Annotated in this window: 18 protein-coding genes and 1 tRNA gene; 12 read left to right on the top strand and 7 right to left on the bottom strand. The window is 60.4% G+C overall.

Features of this window, described 5'->3' with window-relative positions; genetic code table 11:
* Positions 1-65 precede the first annotated feature (65 nt).
* Complete coding sequence (locus H2170_06250) at positions 66-1,358, bottom strand: MFS transporter (GenBank protein MCS6299688.1); 1,293 nt, start codon at positions 1,356-1,358, stop codon at positions 66-68.
* A 239-nt stretch (positions 1,359-1,597) separates the two neighbouring features.
* Between H2170_06250 and H2170_06245 the strand changes: the two genes are divergently transcribed.
* The gene (locus tag H2170_06245) at positions 1,598-2,242 is read left to right on the top strand and encodes an HAD-IB family phosphatase (GenBank protein MCS6299687.1); all 645 of its coding nucleotides are present in this window, start codon (positions 1,598-1,600) and stop codon (positions 2,240-2,242) included.
* Complete coding sequence (locus tag H2170_06240; GenBank protein MCS6299686.1) at positions 2,239-3,699, top strand: putative Na+/H+ antiporter; 1,461 nt, start codon at positions 2,239-2,241, stop codon at positions 3,697-3,699. The genes H2170_06245 and H2170_06240 overlap by 4 nt, the downstream gene beginning before the upstream one ends.
* A 182-nt stretch (positions 3,700-3,881) precedes the next feature.
* Here H2170_06240 and H2170_06235 read toward each other — a convergent pair whose 3' ends face one another.
* Both H2170_06235 and H2170_06230 read right to left on the bottom strand, forming a co-directional pair.
* On the bottom strand, positions 3,882-6,065 hold the full coding sequence (locus H2170_06235; GenBank protein ID MCS6299685.1) for a carboxy terminal-processing peptidase: 2,184 nt from the start codon (positions 6,063-6,065) through the stop codon (positions 3,882-3,884).
* 87 nt (positions 6,066-6,152) lie between these two features.
* Positions 6,153-7,052 carry a rhomboid family intramembrane serine protease gene (locus H2170_06230; protein ID MCS6299684.1) on the bottom strand — a complete coding sequence of 300 codons (900 nt, stop codon included), beginning with the start codon at positions 7,050-7,052 and terminating at the stop codon, positions 6,153-6,155.
* Positions 7,053-7,202: 150 nt separating this feature from the next.
* Here H2170_06230 and H2170_06225 point away from each other — a divergent pair, with 150 nt between their 5' ends.
* The 8 genes from H2170_06225 to H2170_06190 all read left to right on the top strand — a co-directional run bounded on the left by H2170_06225 (position 7,203) and on the right by H2170_06190 (position 15,274).
* On the top strand, positions 7,203-7,439 hold the full coding sequence (locus H2170_06225; protein MCS6299683.1) for a ferredoxin: 237 nt from the start codon (positions 7,203-7,205) through the stop codon (positions 7,437-7,439).
* A 205-nt stretch (positions 7,440-7,644) separates the two neighbouring features.
* Positions 7,645-8,982: an adenosylmethionine--8-amino-7-oxononanoate transaminase gene (bioA, locus tag H2170_06220; protein MCS6299682.1), complete on the top strand. Its 1,338-nt coding sequence runs from the start codon at positions 7,645-7,647 to the stop codon at positions 8,980-8,982.
* Complete coding sequence (gene bioB / locus H2170_06215; GenBank protein ID MCS6299681.1) at positions 8,979-10,064, top strand: biotin synthase BioB; 1,086 nt, start codon at positions 8,979-8,981, stop codon at positions 10,062-10,064. The genes bioA and bioB overlap by 4 nt, the downstream gene beginning before the upstream one ends.
* 36 nt (positions 10,065-10,100) lie before the next feature.
* The gene (gene bioD / locus H2170_06210; protein MCS6299680.1) at positions 10,101-11,951 is read left to right on the top strand and encodes a dethiobiotin synthase; all 1,851 of its coding nucleotides are present in this window, start codon (positions 10,101-10,103) and stop codon (positions 11,949-11,951) included.
* Entirely contained in the window at positions 11,948-12,559 is a 612-nt protein-coding gene (locus H2170_06205; protein MCS6299679.1) for a hypothetical protein, read from the top strand. Before bioD ends, H2170_06205 begins: the two co-directional genes overlap by 4 nt.
* Positions 12,556-13,320 carry a methyltransferase domain-containing protein gene (locus tag H2170_06200; protein ID MCS6299678.1) on the top strand — a complete coding sequence of 255 codons (765 nt, stop codon included), beginning with the start codon at positions 12,556-12,558 and terminating at the stop codon, positions 13,318-13,320. The genes H2170_06205 and H2170_06200 overlap by 4 nt, the downstream gene beginning before the upstream one ends.
* Positions 13,321-13,493: 173 nt before the next feature.
* Positions 13,494-14,864 (top strand): ISAs1 family transposase, encoded by a 1,371-nt coding sequence (locus H2170_06195; GenBank protein MCS6299677.1) that lies wholly within the window; start codon positions 13,494-13,496, stop codon positions 14,862-14,864.
* The gene (locus H2170_06190; GenBank protein ID MCS6299676.1) at positions 14,846-15,274 is read left to right on the top strand and encodes a hypothetical protein; all 429 of its coding nucleotides are present in this window, start codon (positions 14,846-14,848) and stop codon (positions 15,272-15,274) included. Before H2170_06195 ends, H2170_06190 begins: the two co-directional genes overlap by 19 nt.
* Positions 15,275-15,291: 17 nt before the next feature.
* Here H2170_06190 and H2170_06185 read toward each other — a convergent pair whose 3' ends face one another.
* Positions 15,292-16,092, bottom strand: coding sequence for an alpha/beta hydrolase (locus H2170_06185; protein MCS6299675.1), 801 nt, complete (start codon positions 16,090-16,092; stop codon positions 15,292-15,294).
* Between the two features lie 557 nt (positions 16,093-16,649).
* On the opposite strand from H2170_06185, the gene H2170_06180 reads away from it, so the two are divergent.
* Positions 16,650-18,269: a GAF domain-containing protein gene (locus H2170_06180; protein MCS6299674.1), complete on the top strand. Its 1,620-nt coding sequence runs from the start codon at positions 16,650-16,652 to the stop codon at positions 18,267-18,269.
* Positions 18,270-18,333: 64 nt separating this feature from the next.
* Here H2170_06180 and H2170_06175 read toward each other — a convergent pair whose 3' ends face one another.
* The 3 genes from H2170_06175 to lpxI form a co-directional block, all read right to left on the bottom strand.
* A complete protein-coding gene (locus tag H2170_06175) occupies positions 18,334-19,341 on the bottom strand; it encodes a tRNA-dihydrouridine synthase family protein (GenBank protein MCS6299673.1) in 1,008 nt (335 codons plus the stop codon).
* Positions 19,342-19,459: 118 nt separating this feature from the next.
* Positions 19,460-19,945 carry a bifunctional nuclease family protein gene (locus H2170_06170; GenBank protein MCS6299672.1) on the bottom strand — a complete coding sequence of 162 codons (486 nt, stop codon included), beginning with the start codon at positions 19,943-19,945 and terminating at the stop codon, positions 19,460-19,462.
* Between the two features lie 51 nt (positions 19,946-19,996).
* A complete protein-coding gene (gene lpxI, locus H2170_06165; protein ID MCS6299671.1) occupies positions 19,997-20,836 on the bottom strand; it encodes a UDP-2,3-diacylglucosamine diphosphatase LpxI in 840 nt (279 codons plus the stop codon).
* 536 nt (positions 20,837-21,372) lie between these two features.
* Here lpxI and H2170_06160 point away from each other — a divergent pair.
* Positions 21,373-21,447: transfer RNA gene (locus H2170_06160), tRNA-Lys, on the top strand.
* The last annotated feature ends 85 nt before the right edge of the window (positions 21,448-21,532 follow it).

Here is a 21,532-nt window from a genome sequence, read left to right as displayed (position 1 = left end):
GCACTTCACACCGTCCTGCACCGCGATGCGGTGCAGGACGGCGGCCATCAGGACTCTCTCAACTATCAGTTCTCGATCAGTTTAACCGGTTCGAATCGGGGGGTGAGCAGGTGATTGATGATAAAGGCCAGCAGGTAGGCGCCGCCGCAGAAGCCGAAGAGCATGCCGTAACCCAGGGTGATGTTACCCGCTGCTTGGAAATGGTCCAGCAGGCGGCCTGACACCACGGGAAACAGGATGCCGCCTACCGAGCCCGCCATGCCGCCCAAGCCGACCATCGAGGCTACTGCCCGGTTGGGGAACATATCCGAAACCGTGGAAAATAGATTGGCCGACCACGCCTGGTGCGCCGCACCGGCAAGACCGATGACCACCACGGCCGTCCAGTCGCCGCAATGGGTTGCAAAGGCGATCGGAACCACCGCAAAGGCGAAAATGAGCATGCAGGTTTTGCGCGCCCGCGTGACCGTCCAGCCGCGTCCGGTGAGGTGGCCGGTGACCCAACCGCCGAAGATGCTCAGCACGGTCACGATGGCATAGATCGTCACCAGGTGAACCCAGCTGTTTTTGATGTCGAGGTGACGCGTTTTCTTAAAGTAATCCGGCAGCCAGATCAGGAAGAACCACCATACGGGGTCGGTCAAAAACCGTGCCGCAATGTAGCCCCAGGTCTGGCGATAACGCAGCAGGCTTTTCCACGGGATTTTGGCGGTATCAGCCGGCGCACCGGCGGCGGCTTCATCCTGGGTGATCCAAGCCTGTTCGCCCGCGTTCACCCGTTTCGAGTTGGCTGGGTTGCCGTAGAGCGGGATCCAAAACAGCAGCCAGACAAAACCGGCTAGGCCGGCGATGACGAACGGGCTTTGCCAACCATAGGTGAGCGCCAGCCAAGGGACGATCGCGGGGGCGAGCATGGCGCCGACATTGGAGCCGGAGTTAAACAGGCTCGTGGCGAGGGCCCGCTCGCGTTTGGGGAACCACGTGGCGACCGCCTTGATGGCCGCAGGGAAATTGCCGCCTTCGCCCAGGCCGAGGAAGACCCGCACGCCAAAAAAGCCGCTCAGGCTATGCACTGCCGCGTGCGCCATGGCGGCCACGCTCCACGAGGCGATGGAAACGGCGTAACCGATCTTGGTCCCGTAGCGATCGATCAACCAGCCAAAGCCGAGCAGGCTGATGGCGTAAGCGGCTTGAAAGGCGGAGTTAACCCAACCGAATTGCTCGTTCGTCCAGCCGATTTTCTCGTCCAGGATCGGCTTGATCAAAGAGAGGATCTGGCGGTCCACGTAATTGATCGTGGTGGCGAAAAACAGCAGGATGCAAATGAGCCAGCGGTAGTGACCCGATGACGGCGACAGGTTTTGCAATGCGCGGGGGGGCGGCGGGATTAGGCATGGGGAAAACTGGCAAGATTCCTGGGTGATGATGGTTTTGCAATCCTTTGCACCGTTGGTGCGTGGCTTGGGTGATGGAATCGTCCGAAAAAACCTTATCTTCAGATCTGCGTCTTACCTTGGCGTCTGTGCGCCCAAGCGGCTCGGATGGATTTCGGGTTTAAGGCATTGCATGGGGCCAAAACGGCCCTTTTCGTGGCGCGATGTCTTCACTCAAACTCCTGATTTTTGACTGCGATAGCACCCTGAGCGCGATTGAAGGAATCGACGAACTCGGGCGCTTGCGTGGCCCGGATGTGTTTAAGCGCGTCGAGGAAATGACCAACGAGGCAATGGATGGCAAAATCGCCGTCGAAGCCGTCTTCGGCCGCCGCTTGGAGATCATTCGCCCGAGTTCGAGCGACGTCGCCGCCATCGGGCGCCGTTACATAGAAACCGTTGAGCCTGAAGCCTTGGCCGCCATTGCCGCCGCGCGCGCTGCGGGCTGGACACCGATGATCATCAGCGGCGGTTTTCGTAATGCGATCCGCCCACTGGCCGATTATCTGGGCATTGAGCGAATCGAGGCGGTGGACTTGTTTTTTGACGAGGCGGGCAATTACACCGGTTTCGACGAGGTCTACCCGACCACGCGTTCAGGCGGCAAACCGGAGGTGATTGAGCGCCTCAAGTGTGAGCTTTCTCCTGCCAAGGTCGTGATGGTGGGCGACGGCGCCAGTGACTTGGAGGCCAAGCCGGTGGTCGACCTGTTTGTCGGTTTTGGCCGCTATACGGCGCGTGACAAAGTGAAACGCGAAGCGGCGCAGTTTATTTATAGACTATCCTCGTTGGCTGAAATTCTACCATGAGCACGCCCGCAGACGCCCTGATAGCTGATTTCCCGCGTGCGCTGTCAGCTTACGCCGATCCGGCCAACGGCGGTGTGGTGGAGGTGTTGCTGGGGCGTTTGCAAGCCGAGCCGTTTAACGGCGTGGCCACAGCGATCTTTTTGATGGCGATCCTGCATACGTTTGTAGCGGGGAAGTTCCGGCATTGGGCGCATGAAGCGGAGGCAGCTCATGCGAAGCAGATAAAGCTGCGTCGCGAAACGGTTAAGGACAGCGACGAGGACGGTTATCCTGACGAGGTGAGTTTTAAGGGGCAGATCCTGCATTTTTTTGGGGAGATCGAAGCGATTTTCGGAATCTGGGTAATCGCCCTCGCGGCTGCGGTCACCGCGTTTAAGGGGTGGCCCACGCTGGTGGATTATATCGGCAAAAAAGTGAATTTCACCGAGCCGATGTTTGTGGTGGTGATCATGGCGATTGCCTCAACACGGCCCGTGCTGAGCGTGGCCGAGCAGGGCATGCGCGCGGTGGCGGCTTTGGGGCGCGGGACGGTCGCGGCCTGGTGGTTGGCCATCCTGATCATCGGCCCGATTTTGGGCTCTTTTATCACCGAGCCTGCAGCGATGACTATTTCGGCACTCCTGCTGGCGCGCCAATTTTACGCCCTGAAGCCCTCGATTCGGTTTTCCTATGCGACGCTTGGGCTGTTGTTTGTGAGCATTTCAGTGGGCGGAACGCTGACGCATTTTGCGGCACCGCCCGTGCTGATGGTCGCCGGTCCTTGGAAATGGGACATGCTGCACATGCTGCAGCATTTTGGCTGGAAAGCGGTCGTGGGTATCGCGGTTTCCACGGTGGCTTTTTACCTCGTGTTCCGAAAGGAGTTTTCGGTCTTGCAAGCCCGTCGCGATCAGCAGTCAGAGGGTACTAACCGCACTAAGGAGCGGGCGATTCCGGCATGGGTGACGCTGGTGCAGCTCGGTTTTTTGGCCTGCACGGTTTATTTTGCGCACTATCCGGCGCTGTTTATCGGCGGATTCCTGTTCTTTTTGGCGTTCACGCAGGCGACCGCGCATCACCAGCGCACGCTTGATCTCAAGCCCTCGTTGTTGGTGGGCTTTTTCCTCGCGGGCTTGGTGATCCACGGCGGGCTGCAGGGGTGGTGGATCGAGCCCGTGCTCAAGAGCCTCGGTGAGGTGCCGCTGTTCCTGACGGCCACGGTGCTCACGGCCTTTAACGACAATGCGGCGATTACCTACCTCGCCACCTTGGTCCCTGGTTTTACCGATCCGCTTAAGTACATGGTGGTCGCAGGTGCTGTGACGGGTGGGGGGCTGACGGTCATTGCCAACGCGCCCAATCCGGCGGGCCAGTCGATCTTACAGCCGTTCTTTCCCGAGGGCATTTCACCGCTTGGGTTATTCCTCGGAGCACTCGCTCCAACGGTGGTGATGGCGGCTTGTTTTCTTTGGCTGTAGGCCGGCGGTGGGCAGGGCTGGGAAGTCCCGGTTTTTGGACGGTAATGACGAAGGGATGGGGAGACCCGTTGGGTAAACACCTTGAGCTCACGCTCAAGGCCACAAGGAGTGTGTTCGCTAAGCGCGTGGCCTTGAGCGTGAGCTCAAGGATGAAGTAAACCTCAACGGGCGCGGTGGGGCGATTATGGGGTGGTGGTTATGGTCACGATCGTGGTGGCAACGGGTGGCTTGATCAGGTCTTGCACCACGCGAAGCGCTTCGCGCAGCGGGATGTCGGCAGATGGGTAGCGTTCGTTTTCATCGTCCTCGGGTTCGTCGTCCTCGGAGGTGGAATCTTCGTCTTTTTTGGCCGATTTGGCGCGCGGGGGCGCCGGAGGGGCGAGTAATACTTCGGCAAATTTGTAGTCGGCCGCCGCGAGTTGTTTTCGTTCCGCCTTCATGTTCTTTTTGAAGGTTTCGTCGGCCACCTTTTCGAGCTGCCGCTGCTCCAGATTGAGCGAGGCCGACTTTTGCTCCTGGCGGGTTTTGAACCACTCGATCGCCCGGCGTTGGTAGTCGAATTCAGCGAGATGACTTTGCCGTTGTGCGCTGGCAGTGACCAGTGGGGAGAGTTGAGCAGGAGACAGCGGTTGACCGTTAAACCGACTCGAAGCGATGTGGTCCCAGGCCAGCGCATGGGGCAAATCGGATTCACCGATGGGCAGGAAATTATTGACCGAGGGGAGAACGACATCGGGTTCGACGCCCTTGAGCTGGGTGGAGGCGCCGTTGGGCAGGTAGAATTTCTGGACGGTGAGCTTGGTGGCGCCGCTCTTGGCCCCGCCGCGAGCGAGTTGGGGGACCAGGTTGCGCAATTCTAATACGGTTTGGACGGAGCCTTTACCGTGCGTGGAACTGTCGCCAACAATAACGGCGCGACCATAGTTTTGCAGGGCGCCGGCGACGATCTCGGATGCCGAGGCGCTGAAGCGGGAAACCAGCACGGTTAGGGGGCCGTCGTAGGCAATCGAGGGATCATCATCATCATCGACCTTGATTTCGCCTGAATAGGCGCGCACCTGGACAACGGGGCCGTTTTTGATGAACAATCCGGTCAGTGAGATCGCCTCACTGAGCAGACCGCCGCCGTTACGGCGCAGGTCCAGAACGAGACCCTGAATCCGGGCAGTTTTCATACGGGTAAGGATGTCCTCGATGTCCTTGGTGGCGCTGTTCTGGGCCTTGCCTTCACCCGACATGTCGGGCCCGTAAAACGTGGGCAAGGTGATGACGCCGATGGGGGTGATTTTACCTTCGGCGTCAGGCACCTCGAAAATCGCACCGTGGGCGCGGGACGAGTCCAGATTTACGACGTTGCGGGTGATCACGATTTGTTTACGGGTGGCGGAGGTGGCTCCGTCCACCGGTTCGATCAGCAGGTGCACGCGCGTGCCTTTGGCTCCGCGAATCATGTCAACGATCTTGCGCAGTTTCATGCCGATGACCTCGACGGGTTCTCCGCCATCCTGGGCGACGGAAATGATCTTGTCGTTGGCCTTGATCTGTTTGTCCAAGTCGGCGGGGCCGCCGGGTATGACGTCTTTGATCACGCATTGGTCATCATCGATGCTCAACAGGGCGCCAATGCCCACCAGTTGCAGGCGCATTTGGATGCCGAAATCCTCGTAGGTGTCGGCCGAGAAGTAGGTGGAATGAGGGTCGTAAAGCCGGGCGATACAGCCGAGGAACATCTCGGAGATGTCGGAGCTCTCGATGTCGCTCATGTTTTTGAGGAGGCGGGCGTAGCGTTTGCCGACGTTTTTCTTGGCCTCCTCAAGAGACTTTTTATTGAGGACCTCCTTGATCAATTCGAAGCGCAGGCGTTGGTTCCATAGGCTGTCGGCGTCGTCCACCGTGGCCGGCCACGCAGCCTTGGAGCGGTCGATCAGAAAGCTGTCGTTGGTGGTTAAGTCGAATTTCCCTTTTAATACCTGTTGGATCCATTCGACCCGCTCGGTGACGCGTTTTTGGTAAACCGTGAAAATGGCGTAAGCCGCATCGATTTTGCCCATCGAGGTGAGGGTCCAATAAAGCGAGTCGGGCTTATAGCGTTCGACGAAATCGGCTTTGTCGGTTTCGAGAAAAAAGAGGCGCTGTCCGTCCAAGGCGGTTAGGTAATCGGGGATCACCTCTGCATAGGTCGCTGTTTTAACGGCATCTCGATTGTAATGAACCTCTTCGAGCAGCTTGATCAGGGTTCGGGCCTCAATGTCGAGCAGGGGTGGTGCGCGGAATCGTGATTCCTGTTCGGCGCAGGCCCCAGTTGTGAAAAGGAACGGCAGCAGGGCAAAGCAGGCGAGGCGCGCGAGACGGGTGAGCAGGTGCATTAAAATGGGGGGATCGCTTAGGCGGTTCTAGGGGTAAAGATAACAGGTAAAGAAGGGGGATCGTCGCGAACGGTCAAAGCCCAGGTTTCAGCGGCGGTTAAGGTGGTCGCGGGCTTGGTCGAGCCGGCGTTTTTCTTCCGCGCTAAGGGATTGGAATCCGTGGCTGTTGATTTTGTCGAGGATGCGATCGACCTCCGCTTTGAAGTCGGCGACGCCGCCTAGGTTGATTTTAAAGGCCGGGGCAGGGCTGGTGGTTTTACGGCTGCGGCGGAACCAGCGAGGCAGTTCGATGGCGGGTTTGCTGTTAAACAAGGGCGCTTCATTAAGACGCGTCGCTCTGAAATAGAGCCAACCCGCTGCCATTCCGCCGAGGTGGGCAGAATGCGCCATGGTAAACCAGGAGGTACGGCCGGGAATTTCGAGTAAAACCAAGCCGAGGACGTCGATGCACAACAAACCAAGGGCAAGGTGCTTAGCCTTCATTCCGACATCCACCATGAAAATGGCGATCGGCTGCTCCGGGTTGAGGCAGGCGAACAGCACGATCAGCGCACTGACGCCGGCGGAGGCACCAAACAGCCGTTCGGCACCTGTCCAGTTGACCGCCAGCCACGTCACGCCGCCTAAAATCACGGCAGCGACAAAGACCTGTAAAAAACGTTTGGGGCCGATTTCGGGGATGACCGCGCGGCCGAAAACGAAGATCGCCAGCAGGGTAAAAAGGAGATCGAAGAGGTTTTTCGGGTCGTGCAACAGGCCATGAGTGGCAAGCGACCAGACGAAGCCGGTTTTAATACATTCAGGCGAAAGCGTTAGGCTGCGAAAAAACAGGGCGGCAAAGTCGCCGCCGAACCAGCCGAGACAGATGTTTTCGATGACAAAAGCGGCCACAAGGGTGCCCATCAGCCATTTAAGGGCCGAAAGGGGGGGGCGCTCATCTTGGTCGCGCATGTAGGGTCGATCGAAAATCATGCTGGCCCAAAACATGTAAAGCGGGGCGAGAAACACAAGCCGCCAACCACGGTCTCCTGTGTTTTGGTCCGTCGAGGTGGGGCGGGCTTACGGACCCCGGTTAATTGTTGGTGGCGGTCGGTTTGGCCGCTTGACAGTTTTAGGCATTCGGTTTTCGTGCGAAATATGGCTAACAAAGCAGACAAGTGGGAGCAAAACATCGCCGGTAAATTCTTCGTCGATCAGCAATGCATCGACTGCGACCTCTGCCGCGAAACCGCACCGGAGTTTTTCAGCCGTCACGATGAGGGCGGTTATTCTTTCGTGCACAAGCAGCCGGTGACCGAGGATGATGTCGCCCTGTGCATGGAAGCTCTAGAGGGTTGCCCAGTCGAGGCCATCGGTAACGACGGCGACGCCTGATTAGACCATTGGTCTTATAACCTGGTTTTTTAAACCCGCCTTAACCGGCGGGTTTTTTGTTGGGCAGCCGCGACAGCTGTGCGCCGTCTGGCGGCTTCTTTTGTCGGTAAGTACGAGTCTTGTTAACACGTTTTCGTGGGTTGGCTAACAATGGACTTGTTCTCACCCGGGCGCTTCGGTAGGTGTAGCGAAACCGCGCCGCGCCATGACACTCGCCACACCCACCACCGCTTCGACCGTTGAGACGGATCGGCGCCATGTGTGGCATCCGTTTAGCCAGATGCGCGAATACGCTTCCTTACCTCCTTTGGTGATCGCTTCGGGTCGGGGCGGCTGGCTCACCGATACCGAGGGGCGCACCTACCTCGATGGCACCGCCTCGATCTGGACCAATGTTCACGGCCACAACGACCCTGATCTTAACGCCGCGTTGATCGACCAGCTCGGCCGCGTTGCCCACGCTACTTTGCTCGGCCTTGCCCACGCCCCCGGCGCGGATTTGGCCGCGGAGTTGGTCAGCCTCGCCCCGCGCGGGCTCGAGCATGTTTTTTACACCGACAACGGTTCCGGTGCGGTTGAGGTCGCCCTCAAACAATCGTTTCAATTTTGGCAACTCGCCGGTCGCCCCGAAAAGCGCGGGGTCATCGGTATGGCCGGGGGTTATCACGGCGACACGTTCGGGACCATGGCGGTGGGCGACAGTGGCTTTTTTCACGACCGCTTTCGCCCCTGGTGTTTTGGGGCCGATCACTTTCCGGCTCCTGCGGCCGATGACGCGACCGCCAGCTTGGCGGCGCTCGCCGCGTTGTTGCAGGCCAAGGCCGACGAGACGGCCTGCCTCATCATTGAGCCCTCCGTTCAAGGCGCCGCCGGAATGCGCCTGCAACCTCCCGGGTTTATTCGCGCGGTGGCCGAACTGTGCCGGGCCCACGGGGTGCACCTGATCATGGACGAGGTGTTTGTCGGCTTTGGCCGCCTCGGGCCGATGCTCGTTTGTACCCAAGAAGGGGTGACGCCCGATTTTCTGTGTTTGGCCAAGGGGCTCACCGGCGGATACCTGCCGCTGGCCGCGACCCTGGTGCGCGGTGAAATTTACGACGCCTTCCTTGGCGCCTACGAAAGCCGGAGGGCGTTTTTCCACGGGCATACGTTTACCGGCAACCCTCTGGCGGCGGCCGTCGCTTTAGCCAACATTCGCAAACTGCGCCCGCTCATCGAGAGCGGCGTGATCGCGGCGCGCGCCGAGGTGTTTGGGCGCTTGCTGACCGAGGCGTTTGCCGGGCACCCGCATGTGTCAGACCTGCGCCAGCGCGGGTTGACCTCTGCCATCGACCTCGCGCCCGCGGGCGGCGGGGTGTATCCGGTGGCGTTGCGCGCGGGTTTGCAGGTCTGCCTGCGCGCCCGTGATCACGGGCTTTTGCTGCGCCCACTCGGTGATTCTCTTCTGCTCGTGCCGCCGCTTTGCCTGGATCAGGCCGAGCTCGGCGAACTGGTTAACCGCACCCGTCGCTCCATCGACGACACCCTCCCTTTCCTCGTATGAACTCCACCACCGCCACGACCTCCGCCACGCCCGACTTGCGCGCCATTCGAGCGCTCTACGACCTGCCATTCCCTGAGCTGCTGTTCCGCGCCATGCAGGTGCACCGCACGCACCACGACGCAGACGCGGTGCAGCTCTGCACCCTGCAGTCGATCAAGACCGGCCGCTGCCAGGAAGACTGCAAATACTGCCCGCAATCCGCTCACCATCCCGACGCCGCGCTGCTGCCCGAGCCGCTCATGGCTACCGAGCAAGTTCTCGTCGCCGCCCGCGCGGCCAAGGCCGGCGGGGCTTCGCGCTTTTGCATGGGCGCGGCCTGGCGCGAAGTGCGCGACGGCGCCCAATTCGACTCCGTGCTGAACACCGTTCGAGGCGTGGCCGACCTCGGTCTCGAGGTGTGCTGCACCCTCGGCATGGTCCAAGAACACCAGGCTGTTCGCCTCAAGGAGGCCGGCTGCAAGGTTTACAACCACAACCTGGATACGTCGCGCGAGTTTTACCCCGAGATCATCACCACCCGCACCTACGACGACCGCCTGACCACCCTGGAAACGGTGCGCCGCGCCGGCCTCGAAGTGTGCAGCGGCGGCATCATCGGCCTGGGTGAATCCCTCGACGACCGCATCAAGCTCCTGCACGAACTCGCCAGCCTCAGCCCCCATCCCGACTCGGTGCCGATTAACTCCCTCGTCCCCGTCGAAGGCACCCCGATGGCGGAAAACGACCCGGTCGATCCGATCGAGTTCGTCCGCGTGATCGCGGTCGCGCGTATCCTCATGCCGAAGACGATGGTCCGCCTCTCGGCTGGGCGCACCCACATGAGCGATGAGCTGCAGGCGCTGTGTTTCTCGGCGGGCGCCAATAGCATTTTCCTTGGTGAAAAACTCCTCACTACGCCCAATCCCGGCCGCGGTGAAGATTTCACCCTGCTGCGTCGTCTCGGCATGCACCCGCTCGGCGGCGAAATGCCGGTCGAAGACGATCGCGCCGGCGAAGACGGCACGTGGGCGAAAGCCTGCACTTCGCAGGGCTGCGGCCATGACCATTCCCACGAGGGCGCGGGTCATCATCATCACCACTGAGCCTGACGGTCCGGGGTTAATCACTCCACTCGCCGCATGCAGACGATTCTTATTTCCGGTGCCGACACCGGGATCGGCAAGACGCGCGTCACCGCAGCGCTGGCGCGTGCTTTGGCGGCGCGCGGCGGGCGCGTGCAGATCGTCAAGCCGGTTGAAAGCGGAGTGCGCGATGCGGCGTATCTGGGGGACGCTGAGTGCGCGGCTGCGCTTGCCGGACTGCCGGCGTCGGTCGCGGTGACGCTGCGCCGGTACGCGGCGGCGATCAACCCGCTTGATGCGGCCGCAGCCGAGGGCGGCGCCCTGGCGTGGGATGACGTGGTGGCGGATTATCGCCGGCTGCCGGACTGCGATTGGCGCCTGGTTGAGGGCGCAGGCGGGCTGGCCGTGCCGCTGGACGCGAGCGGGCGCGACTGGGCCGATTTCGCCCGCGCGATTGGCGCTGATTCCGTGGTGTTGGTCGTGGCCGACCGACTCGGTGCGATTAACCAGTCCCGTCTCGTTTTGGATTACGCCCGGTCGCGTGGCCTGCGTGCCGGTATTTGGTTAAACCAAGTCGGCGGTCCGCCGTCGCCAGAAGTCGCCACCTCCACGCGGAAAACCCTGGCCGTCCTTGGTCTGCCGGTCTGGGGCGAGTTGGCCTATGGAGCGGTTACCCCTACGCAATTTTCGGCAGACGTACTGGCGGCCCCATTACCATCGGGCGCGCCGGTGAGTTTACCGTTAGCCGGTGCGTTACCATCCGGAGCGCTGGCCGAGCGGGTGGGGGAGCGCTTGGCGGAGCGCACCCAAGCTGGGTTGCGACGCTCGCTGCGGGTTTATTCGGGAGACGCCGCTGTTTTGAATTTATCGAGTAACGACTACCTCGCACTCGCCCATGATCCGGTGGTGGCGGCGGCGGCGGCACGCACCGCCTGGGACGAAGGCACGTCGGCGGCCGCCTCGCCGCTGATCACAGGTTGGCGGCGCGCCCACGCCGAGTTGAGCGCGACCTTGTGCGCCTGGCACGGGTTTGCCCACGGGCTGATTTGGAGCAGCGGTTACGCGGCTAATGGCGGGGTGTTGGGGACGCTGCCCAAGCCCGGCGATCTGGTGCTGGCCGATCGCTTGATCCACCACAGCATGGTGGCGGGCATCCTGCGCAGCGGGGCGCGATTGCGCCGTTATCCGCATCTCGATCTCGATGCATTGGAGCGCGAACTGCTCGCCGCCGAACCGGGCCGTACCGTGTTTGTGGTGACGGAAAGCGTATTCAGCATGGACGGCGATTACCCAGATCTGCGGCGGATCGCCGAGCTGCGCCATCGTCACGGGTTTTGCTGGATTCTCGACGAGGCCCATGCCCTCGGTTGGTACGGTATGACGGGCGCGGGTTTGGCCGAGGAACAGGGCGTGGTGGCCGACGTCGATGTGCTGGTCGGCACCTGCGGTAAGACTCTCGCCTCGGGCGGTGCCTACACCCTGTTTCACCACGAGCTGTGGCGCGACGCGCTGATTAACGAAGCTGGTGAATTTATCTACTCCACGGCTTTGCCACCGCCCTCGGCTGCGGCGGCGCGGGCGGCGGTCGGGCGTGTGCGCGAATTGGCGGCCGCCGACCAAGTCGGGTGGAAACACGCGTCCCGGCGCCTGCGTGAGCGGCTGCGCGGGGCGGGCTGGGACGCGCCCGAAGGCGACGCGCCCATCGTGCCCATTATGATCGGCGACGCGGGGCGGACGGTGGCGTTGGCCACGCACCTGCGCGCGGCGGGCATCGGGGTGGCGGCGGTGCGGCCGCCTACGGTTCCCGAAGGCACGAGCCGACTGCGACTGTCGTTGCAACGCACGTTCAACGAGGCGGACGAAACGCGCCTGCTGGTGGCGTTGGCCGCCGGACGGGAGTTGTCGTGAGGATCGCTTGGATACTGGGCTGGGCGGTGCCGGCGGGCTGGTTTGCGCCACTGGTACAGGCGGCATTTCCCGACGACGAACATCACTTTTTTTCGGCTGAGCCGAATTGGCTGGAGCACCTCCGTGCGGGCGGGCCGTGGGATTCGGTGGCGGGCTATTCGCTGGGTTCGCTGCTGCTGTTGCAGGAGGCTGCGGCGGTGGCGCAACTGACGCCGCGTGTCGTCTTGCTCGCGCCGGTGCTGGCGTTTGCACAGGAGGAGGCATTGGGCGGGAAAGCGCCACGCACTCAGGTGCGTTATCTGGCGCGCTGGGTGCGGCGTGATCCGGTCGCGGCGTTGGCGGATTTTTATACGCGCGCCGGGCTGCTGGGCTGTGAGAGGGCGGGACCACTCGTGTCCGCCGAGGAGTTACAATGGGGGTTGGATAAACTCGCTCAGGACCGCTGTGACGCGCCGTGGCCGCAGGGCTGGACGGGTTACGTCGGTGACGAGGATGCGCTGCTGGACGCGGGGATGTTGGTGCGGATTCAGCCAGCGCTTAACGCGGTGGACGGCGCCAGCCACCACCCGGAAGCATTGTTGCACGCGTGGGCGCGTGATTACCAATGAACCCCGCGCCCACCTCCCCCACGACGACCTCTCTCGCGCACGTGCGCGACAGTTTTGGCCGTGCGGCCGGCACCTATGCCGGACACGCGGCGGTGCAGGTGGCGATGGCCGAGTGGCTGGCCGAGTGGCTTCCGACGGAACGCAGCGGTCGGGCGCTGGAGCTGGGTGCAGGCACGGGCGTGTTTACCCGGCGGCTGTTGCCCTGGACCGGCGCGTTGACGGCCACCGATATGGCGGAAGCGATGTGCAACGAAGGCCGCGCCGCGTTGCCGCAGGTGCCGTGGCGGGTGATGCGCGCCGAGGCACCGGAGCGTGAGCTGGCGTGCGACTGGATTTTTAGCAGCAGCATGCTGCAATGGATGGAGGATCCTCGGGCGGTTTTCGCCTCCTGGCGCGAAGCCCTCAAGTCCGGCGGACGGGTGCTCGCCGGTTTATTCGTCGAAGGCAGTTTGTCCGAACTGCGGGCGCTGACCCCGGGGTCGAGCCCGTTGACGTGGCGCACTCCGGCGGTGTGGGACGAAGCGCTCGAACGCGGCGGGCTGCGGCGCGTGCGCAGCGAGGAGAGCACCCGGGTGTTTTATCAAAAAACGGCGTTGGACCAGTTGCGCAGCCTGCACGGGGTGGGCGCGGCTCCGGTGACGCAGTTCGCCCCAGGGCGGTTGCGGAGTGTGTTGCGCGAGTACGAGGCGCGCCACCGCGACGAGCGGGGCGTGCCTGCGACCTGGGTGTTTTACCGCTTCGAAGCCGAACGGGTGGATTGAATTCGTACCCGTTAACTCTGGCCCCAGTTGGCCTGATTTTCCGACGTTGAAATCGCGTATAAGCTCGGACTGTTAACGGCAGGGGCTTTTCCTCATCAATTGGAAGTGATTGGGGATGAGCGGAGTAACTTTGGGCTAGACGAAAGAGGCGATTTTGCTTCTGCTTGGGTGGGATGAACTCTGAACCAGACGAAGCGAAGAGCGCAAAAACGGGGGACCGGCAATTGCAGGTGCGGGTGGCCACAACCGATGAGCAGGAGTGGTTCGACCAGCAGCTGCGCGAGAAGCATTATCTAGGGCCAGGGCAGCCGGTGGGAGACTACCTGAGGCAGGTGGTCGAACGAGGCGGGCAGGCGGTGGCCCTGTTGGTGTGGGGCCCGGCGAGCTATGCACTCAAAGACCGGGATCTATGGATTGGCTGGAGTGCTACCACGCGGGTGGAGCGGCTCAGTCTGATTGTGCAGAACAGGAGATTCCTTCTGCTCACCCCGAAGGGTTCCGAGCCGAACCTGGCTTCGCAGGTGCTCGGGTTGGTGCTGCGAGAACTCGCAGGGCATTGGCACGGCGAGTTTGGTTACACCCCGCTGCTCGCCGAAACCTTTACCGATCCGGAGTGCTTTGAGGGGACCTGCTACAAGGCGAGCAACTGGACGGCTGTGGGCACGAGTGCCGGTTACAGTCGGCACCGGGCGGACTTTTACGTGGCCAACGACAGTCCCAAGAAGCTGTGGATGCGCGAGCTCAAGGCTAACGCGCGAGGCTGCTTGCGCGGGGCGGATTTACCCGAGGAGCACCGGGCCGGGCTGCGAGCAGCCCCCTCGGGCACGATGCCACTGCGAGTCGCGCAAATGTGCAGCCTGCTGGAGCTCTTGCGCACGGTGCCCGACCCGCGCGGGGCCAACACCACGTTTCGTATCGGCCCAGTGCTCACGCTGGTGGCCATGGCACTGATGGCCGGCCGGCGCGAAATCGCCGAGATCGCGCGCTTTGCCACCACCCTCAGCCAAGCCCAGCGCCGCGAGCTGTGCCTGCCGCGCAAGGCCGGGACGAAAGCTTTCTGGTCGGTGCCTGGGTACGGTGTTTTTTATCAGGTCCTCACCCGGCTCGATCCGACCTGCTTCGCCGAAAAACTCAGTGGCTGGCTGGCCGCCCAGGCCGGCAATTTACCCCTGGCCCTAGCCATGGACGGCAAGATGATCCGCAATCAAGTGGGCCTGCTGACCCTGGCCGACCACGAGGACGGAACGCCGTATACGGTGGCGGTCATCGACCAAAAAGAGGGTACCGCTCGCAGCGAACAACCCAGCGCTACCCAGGCGATCCTCAACGGTCCGGCCCTGGACGAAAAACTGATCACCGCCGACGCCCTGCACTGCCAAAAAGACACGGCTCGTGCCATCGTCGAACGCGGCGGCGATTACCTGCTGCAACTGAAGGGTAACCAGCCCAAGATGCACGCCTGCGCTCAGGCCTGCGATCTCCCTGGCTCCCCTTTTTTGCCCACACCGAACCTGGCCACGGACGCATCAACCAGTGGGAGTTGACGGCCCTGGCCCTTGAGCCCGCCACGATCGGGCTACCCTTCGTGCGCACGCTGCTCATCGTGCGCTCACACCGCGTGATCAAGCGCACCGGTGAGGGTAAACCGCTTACGCGATACTACCTGTCGAGCCGTCCGCCCGACTCGCATGCCCCGGCACAATGGCTCGGCTTGATCCGCGGTCACTGGGCCGGAGTTGAAAACCGCAACCACTGGCGCCGCGACGCCCTCTTCGGCGAGGACCAGTCTCGCACTCGCAACGTCAATGCCCTAGCCAACCTGGCCCTGCTTCGTAGTGCCGTCCTGCGCCTGTTCGCCTCCTTTTTTCCTTCCTCCTCGACTCCTTCCATCATCGAAACTCTCCACTCAAATCCCTCTCGCTGTCTCTCCCTTGCCTCAAACCTTCCTCGCTAAAACAAAAGACCCTGCTGTTAACGGGGATCAGCGGCTGAGGGGCGTAAATGCAGTGCGAAAAAAACCTGTGCCTCGATGAGCCACCGGGGATTGCGGAAAATGTCGTGCGTCGTTTCCGCTAGAATTACCAACTGCGGTGGGTGCTCCGCCTTGGCTCTCAGCGCATCGGCAAAAAGTTGCGCCTGCTCAACTGGAACGATGTTGTCGCGGACTCCGTGGACGAGTAGCAGGGGCGGAACGTTTCGAGTTATATATTGAAGCGGGCTCGCGGCTCTTACCTGAGTGCGTTTGTCTTTAAGTGAGCCTGCGAATAAAGCCACCAGCGCCTCTTGACGTTTTTTATCCTGCGCCTGCTCGAACAAGCGCTCCATGTCGCTCGGACCCGAAAGGCTACACACGGCTTGCACGGCATTTCCCCCATTCGTCGTGACGGCAAAAAGAGCACTCAAATGACCTCCGGCTGAATGCCCGATTATTCCTATGCGTTTAGGATCAAAGCCGTAGGTGCTGGCGTGCGAACGAAGCCACTGAATGGCCGTGCGTACATCGTCGATTTGTGCCGGAAATGGTGCCTCTCCACTTAATCGATAGTTGATACTCGCTACGGCATATCCCTGCGCAAAAAAGGGCTTTAATGGATGCGAACGTTTGTCGCCTTCGCGCCAGCCTCCGCCATGAATCCACACCAATAGGGGAGGCGGCGTGTGGGTAATTTGTGCTGGTACAAATAGGTCTAAACGTTGGCTGGGACCACCACCAACAACATAGGCTTGATCGATTAGCGGAGGCGTTGTCGTTGCCTCAGCCAAGATAGGCATGAGTAGAAGTGCAGCTAAACGCAGGTGTCGCCAATAATGGCTAAAAACGGGGCAGTTGTGCATAGGATATCATTTCAATCGGAGGATGTGTTCAGTGTTTAACAACTAGAACCGAAGGCACTCCGCGATTCCGCTACGTTTGCCGTGCTGAGTGCAATGACAGACTCATTTCGTTTGGGGTAATTGTAGTTTATTGGTTCTTCCGCATTTTTTGATTTTTAGACCGGAAGCGGTTGATAAAAAAACGACAGCTTGGGGCTTACGTCTAAACGCCCAACTTCACCGTTACCCGCGCCCGCTCAAACTCCGCCACCGTCAGAAACGGTTCGGGCCTCAGACCGCGCAGGTGGTGCCTCTGGATGGATAATCATGTCCACCGCATCGAATTCAAAAGCGGCGGCCACGTCCAGTCCACCGCTCTGCCGCCGTCGTTTCTCGCCGACCACTTAACGCAGCTCTCGTGGCTCTATTAATATCCATGCTCGCGAGCACATCCTCTTCCAGTCGTCCACATTGCATCATTGTCACTCAGTCCACCTTGGCTAACGTCACCCTCCATGTCGCACGGCGCAGATGATTTCACGCAACGTATCGAGCGTTTGAACTCTATTGGTATCGCGTTATCGGCGGAGAAAAATCCGGTTAAATTGCTGGAGCAGATTTTGCACGGAGCCAAAGCCATCACGCACGCGGATGGCGGCACCATTTATTCGATAAGTGAAGGCGGCCAATTATACTTTGAGACCTTGAGTTCAGACTCGCTGAAGATGTGCCTGGGCGGCACCACGGGTAAGCCGATTCCGTTTAAACCTGTTCCTCTGTACCTGCCTGATGGTGCGCCCAATCGAAGTTCGATCGTCGCCTGTGCCGTGCTTGATGGCACAACGGTGAATATCCCAGATGCCTACCATGCGCCGGGTTTTGATTTTTCTGGAACGCGCGCCTTCGATCTCCAGACGGGATATCGTTCCACTTCGTTTTTAACGGTGCCGTTGCGCAATCATGAGGCGGAGATCATTGGGGTGCTTCAGTTGCTCAATGCGCGGGATGAGTCGGGCAATATCGTGCCGTTTAGCGAAACCGATCAGCGTTTGACCGAGAGTTTGGCTTCCCAAGCCGCCACAGCGCTGACCAAACATGCCCTTATCGATGGAATGAAAAACCTGTTGGAGGCGTTCATTCGTTTGATCGCTACGTCGATTGATGAAAAATCGCCCTATACTGGCGGTCACTGTAAACGCGTTCCCGAACTCACCATGATGTTGGCGGATGCGGCGGCACGTTGTGATCACGGTCCGCTTAAGGATTTCTCTATGACTGAGGCGGATCGGCACGAACTGCGCTTGGCGGGTTGGCTCCATGATTGCGGCAAAATCACCACGCCTGAATGGGTGATGGATAAAGCAACCAAGTTATCAGGAGTTTTCGATCGTATTGGATTAATTGAAACGCGATTTTCGGTGCTCAAACGTGACGCGGAGATCGACATGTTGAGGGCTGTTATGAGTGGAGGAGATCGCAGCGTAGCCGAGATTGAGTATGGGCGTATCTGTGCGAATCTCGATGACGAGATCGGCTTTCTGCGTCGTGCCAATACAGGGGGCGAATTCATGCGGCCCGAAGATCAACGGCGCGTGCATGACATTGCTGCACGGACGTGGCTTGCCCCGGATGGCAGCTCGCTACCGATTTTGAGTCCCGATGAGGTGAAGCACCTTACGATCAGCAAGGGGACCCTTAGCCACGAAGAACGAGACATCATTAACCACCATATTGTGGTGACGATTAACATGCTCGAGGCATTGCCGTTTCCTAAGCACCTGCGGCGAATTCCTGAGTTTGCCGGTGGTCATCATGAGCGCATGGACGGCAAGGGTTATCCAAAAGGGCTGACGCGCGACCAAATGTCCGTTCAGGCGCGAGTCCTCGGAATTGCCGACGTATTTGAGGCGCTGACTGCCAGTGACCGCCCCTACAAAAAAGCGATGCCTTTGTCGCAGGCGCTGACCATTCTTGGCCGAATGAAGCTCGAGGGGCACATTGACCCGGATTTGTTCGATATCTTCATCGGCGAAGGCGTGTGGCTGGACTATGCCAAACGCTTTTTACCACCGGAGCAGATCGATGCCGTTGAGGTAACCGCGTTGCCCGGTTACAGCCCGTTATTGCCCTCCTGATTCTGCTTAATTCGGTTCGCTACTTGCCTGCGGTGTATAGCCCGTTTTTTTTAATAAGTACGCTTTACAGTGAACACCCGTCGGCGTCACCCGCGGGGGTTTCGCAGTTGGGGCGCGCAATCACTCCGGGATACGGTTCGTGCGCAAAGAGCTTGTGCGGCTCCTTCAGCAGGTGCTGGTCGCACACTGCGAACAACTGTGCTTCGGACTCGGTGCGGCGCATGTCGTGTAAAAACTCGCCAGTTCCGTCCACACTTTGGCCGACGAAGTTGAGGTATTTCTTCATCTTGTTGACGTGGATGCGCTCGTCCAAACCGACGACTTGGGTGGCGCGGTAAAGGCGTTCCACGTACTCACGTACATCGCCTAGCGTGATCGCGGTCACGGGTTGTTGCGCAAAGGCTTCACGACATTGGCGGAAAATCCACGGGTTGCGGATGGCGTGGCGGCCGATCATCACGCCGGCGGCGCGGGTCTGCTCCAGAACGCGCACAGCGGTGGTCGAGGAGGTGATGTTACCGTTGGCCAGCAGGGGGCATTTTACGCGTTCGGTGGCGCGGGTGATGTAGTCGTAGTGCACCTCGCTGCGGTACATTTCTTTGACCGTGCGACCGTGCAAGCTGAGCAGGTCGACGTCGTGTTTGTTAATCAGATCGAGGATGCGCTCGAAGTGCGTGGTGTCCTCGAAACCGATGCGCATTTTGACGGTGAAGCGGCCCGGAATGGCTTGGCGCAAGGTGCCGAGAATTTCGTCGATCTTGGCGGGATCGCGCAACAGGCCGCCACCGACGTTTTTCTTGTAAACTTTGGGTGCGGGGCAGCCCATGTTGAGGTCGACGCCGGCCACGGGATGGGCGAGCAACTCGATGGCGGAGCGGGCGAGGTGCTGGAGATCTTCGCCGATTAACTGGGCAAAGACGGGGCGGCCTGTGGCGTTCTCGTCGATGGCGCGCAGGATGTGTTTTTCGAGGCGCGACTGGGCGTGGACACGGAAAAACTCAGTAAAGAAGTAATCGGGCGCGCCGTAGTGGGCGATCACACCCATGAAGGCCAGATCGGTGACATCCTGCATCGGCGCAAGGGCCGTGAGAGGCGTGCCGGGGAGGATCGATGCGGGCAGGGGAAGGCCGGAGGACGGACTAACTGCAGGCAGGACGGCCGAAAAGGAGGCGCGCACTGGGGCGCCGGGTTTACTTGTCATCTTCGTCTTCGCCCTCGGCTGACTCGGGATCTTCGTTTTGCTGGCTGAGCACGCGCTGGAGGATTTCCGTCATGTCCTCGACTGAATCGTAAACTTTTTTGGCGACGAAGAGCGGGCGGCGGTGCTGGAGGGCGAGCACGGTGGAATCGCTGGGGCGAGCGTCGAGTTCGACGATTTTTTTGCCCAACTCGTTTTCCATGCGGATGAGAATGCGCGCGAAAAAGGTGCCGTCTTTGACGTCGTTGATCACCACGTGGTCGAGCGAGGCGCCCAGGCCGGTGAGGATGTGGCCGATGAGATCGTGGGTGAGCGGGCGCTCTTTTTTGATGCCGTCGAGGGTCATCTGAATGGCGTTGCCCACCGAGTGGTCGACGTAGATGACGAAGGTCTTGTGATCGTCGCCGAGGAACACCGCGCAGCCGTTGGAGGTGGGCATGACACCTTTAACAATAACGGGTACGACGTCGTTTTTCATGGGGAGGAAACGTGGTGGTGGTGGCGGCAGGCTGCAAGTGTGCGCATAGAATTACTCGAAACCGAGAAGGTGGATGCCCCAGGATTTGGCCTGGGCAATGACGGCGGGTTTATCGATGAGGATGACGCGCTGGCTCTCAAGGGCGGCGGCTTTGAGGCCGGCTTCGCGCATGGTTTCGAGGGTTTTGAGGCCGAAACAAGGGACGTCGAAACGGTAATCTTGGCGGGCTTTTACGGTTTTAACAAAGAGGGCGTCGTCGGTTTTGAATTCGCCGGCGCGGCGCAGCATGGCGTCGGTGCCCTCGAAGGCCTCGACGGCGAGGACGGTGCCTTTGCGCACCACGCAGCCTTGGCCGATGTCGAGGCGGGCGGATTCTTTGGCGATTTGCACGCCGTGGGCCACGTAGTCGGCGTCGATGGGGAAACTGCGGCCGGTCATGCAGCCGGGGGAGGCGAGGTGTTCGTCGATAAAACTGCGGGCGTCGAGCAGGTGAACACCCAGTTTTTCGATCTCTTCGGCGATGGCGCCGAAGATGGTTTCGGCGTTGCGGCGCTTCAGCGACATGAGGATGCGGGCGGCCTTGAGGTCGGGGTGAAGGCCTTTAAAGAGGCGGCGCGGGGTGATTTGGCCGGCCATGAGTGCGTAACCGGCGTCGAAATCCTTGAGGGTGGAGAGCATTTTACCCAGTTGGCCGACCTTGATGATGCGGCGCTCGGAGGCGGGGACGGAGTCGATGAGATCGGCACGGGTTTCCTCCTCCATGGCGATGAGGCGAAGGGGGACGCCGGCGCGGCGAATGGACTGGGCGATGAGCACCGGATAAATGCCTTGGCCGGCGATGAGCGCGATGGGGCGCTTTGGATTAAAGTCGGGAGGAAGGAATGCGGACAGCACAGGCGCAGGTTGCAGGGTTGGCGGGCGTGCGAAAGCCCAAAAGGGGGCGACGTGGTTATGCTGCGTGGAAAGCGTAGGGTTAATAACGCCGGATGGATAATTTGGGGTGGGCAACGTCGAAGCCTGGAGGGCCCACGCTGATCGGGGTTTTAGCGGAAAACACCTTGAGCTCACGCTCAAGGCCACGGGAATCGAGCCACGGAGCGATGGGCTACTTACCGCGTGACCAAGAACGCAAAAGACCTTGGATGCAGGCCTGGGAGAAGGGGCGGCTTGAGGCGCGGCAAAAGGGGTTTGGGTGGTTTTGCGCGACTCAGTTTCACGTGGCGTGAAATTCGTCTTGCCGCCGGAAGAAAAGCCGACGTAGTAACGCCCTCCCCCGAGCTGTAACACGCTTCCGGGTTTTAGTTCTTAGCCACATCTTCTTTTTCGCTTCGTTGCTCAGGTTTTTCGTTAAGTCGATAAAACCGTGAAAATGACCGTGAAAAGCAGTTCAGTGATAAGACCTAAGTAATGAGTTCCGAGTGAGTAGGGGGTCGATAGCTCAATGGTAGAGCAGCATCCTTTTAAGTTGTTGGTTCCGGGTTCGAATCCCGGTCGACCCACCACCGGAACGCATTGATTACGAGGGTTATACTAACCGTTTTTTTGCCCTTGAGGCAGTAATTCTGCCCCTCCGTGACAGCCACACCA

It is taken from the genome of Opitutus sp. (assembly GCA_024998815.1).
Taxonomy (GTDB): Bacteria; Verrucomicrobiota; Verrucomicrobiia; order Opitutales; family Opitutaceae; genus Rariglobus.
This window is presented reverse-complemented; position numbering and strand designations above follow the sequence as displayed.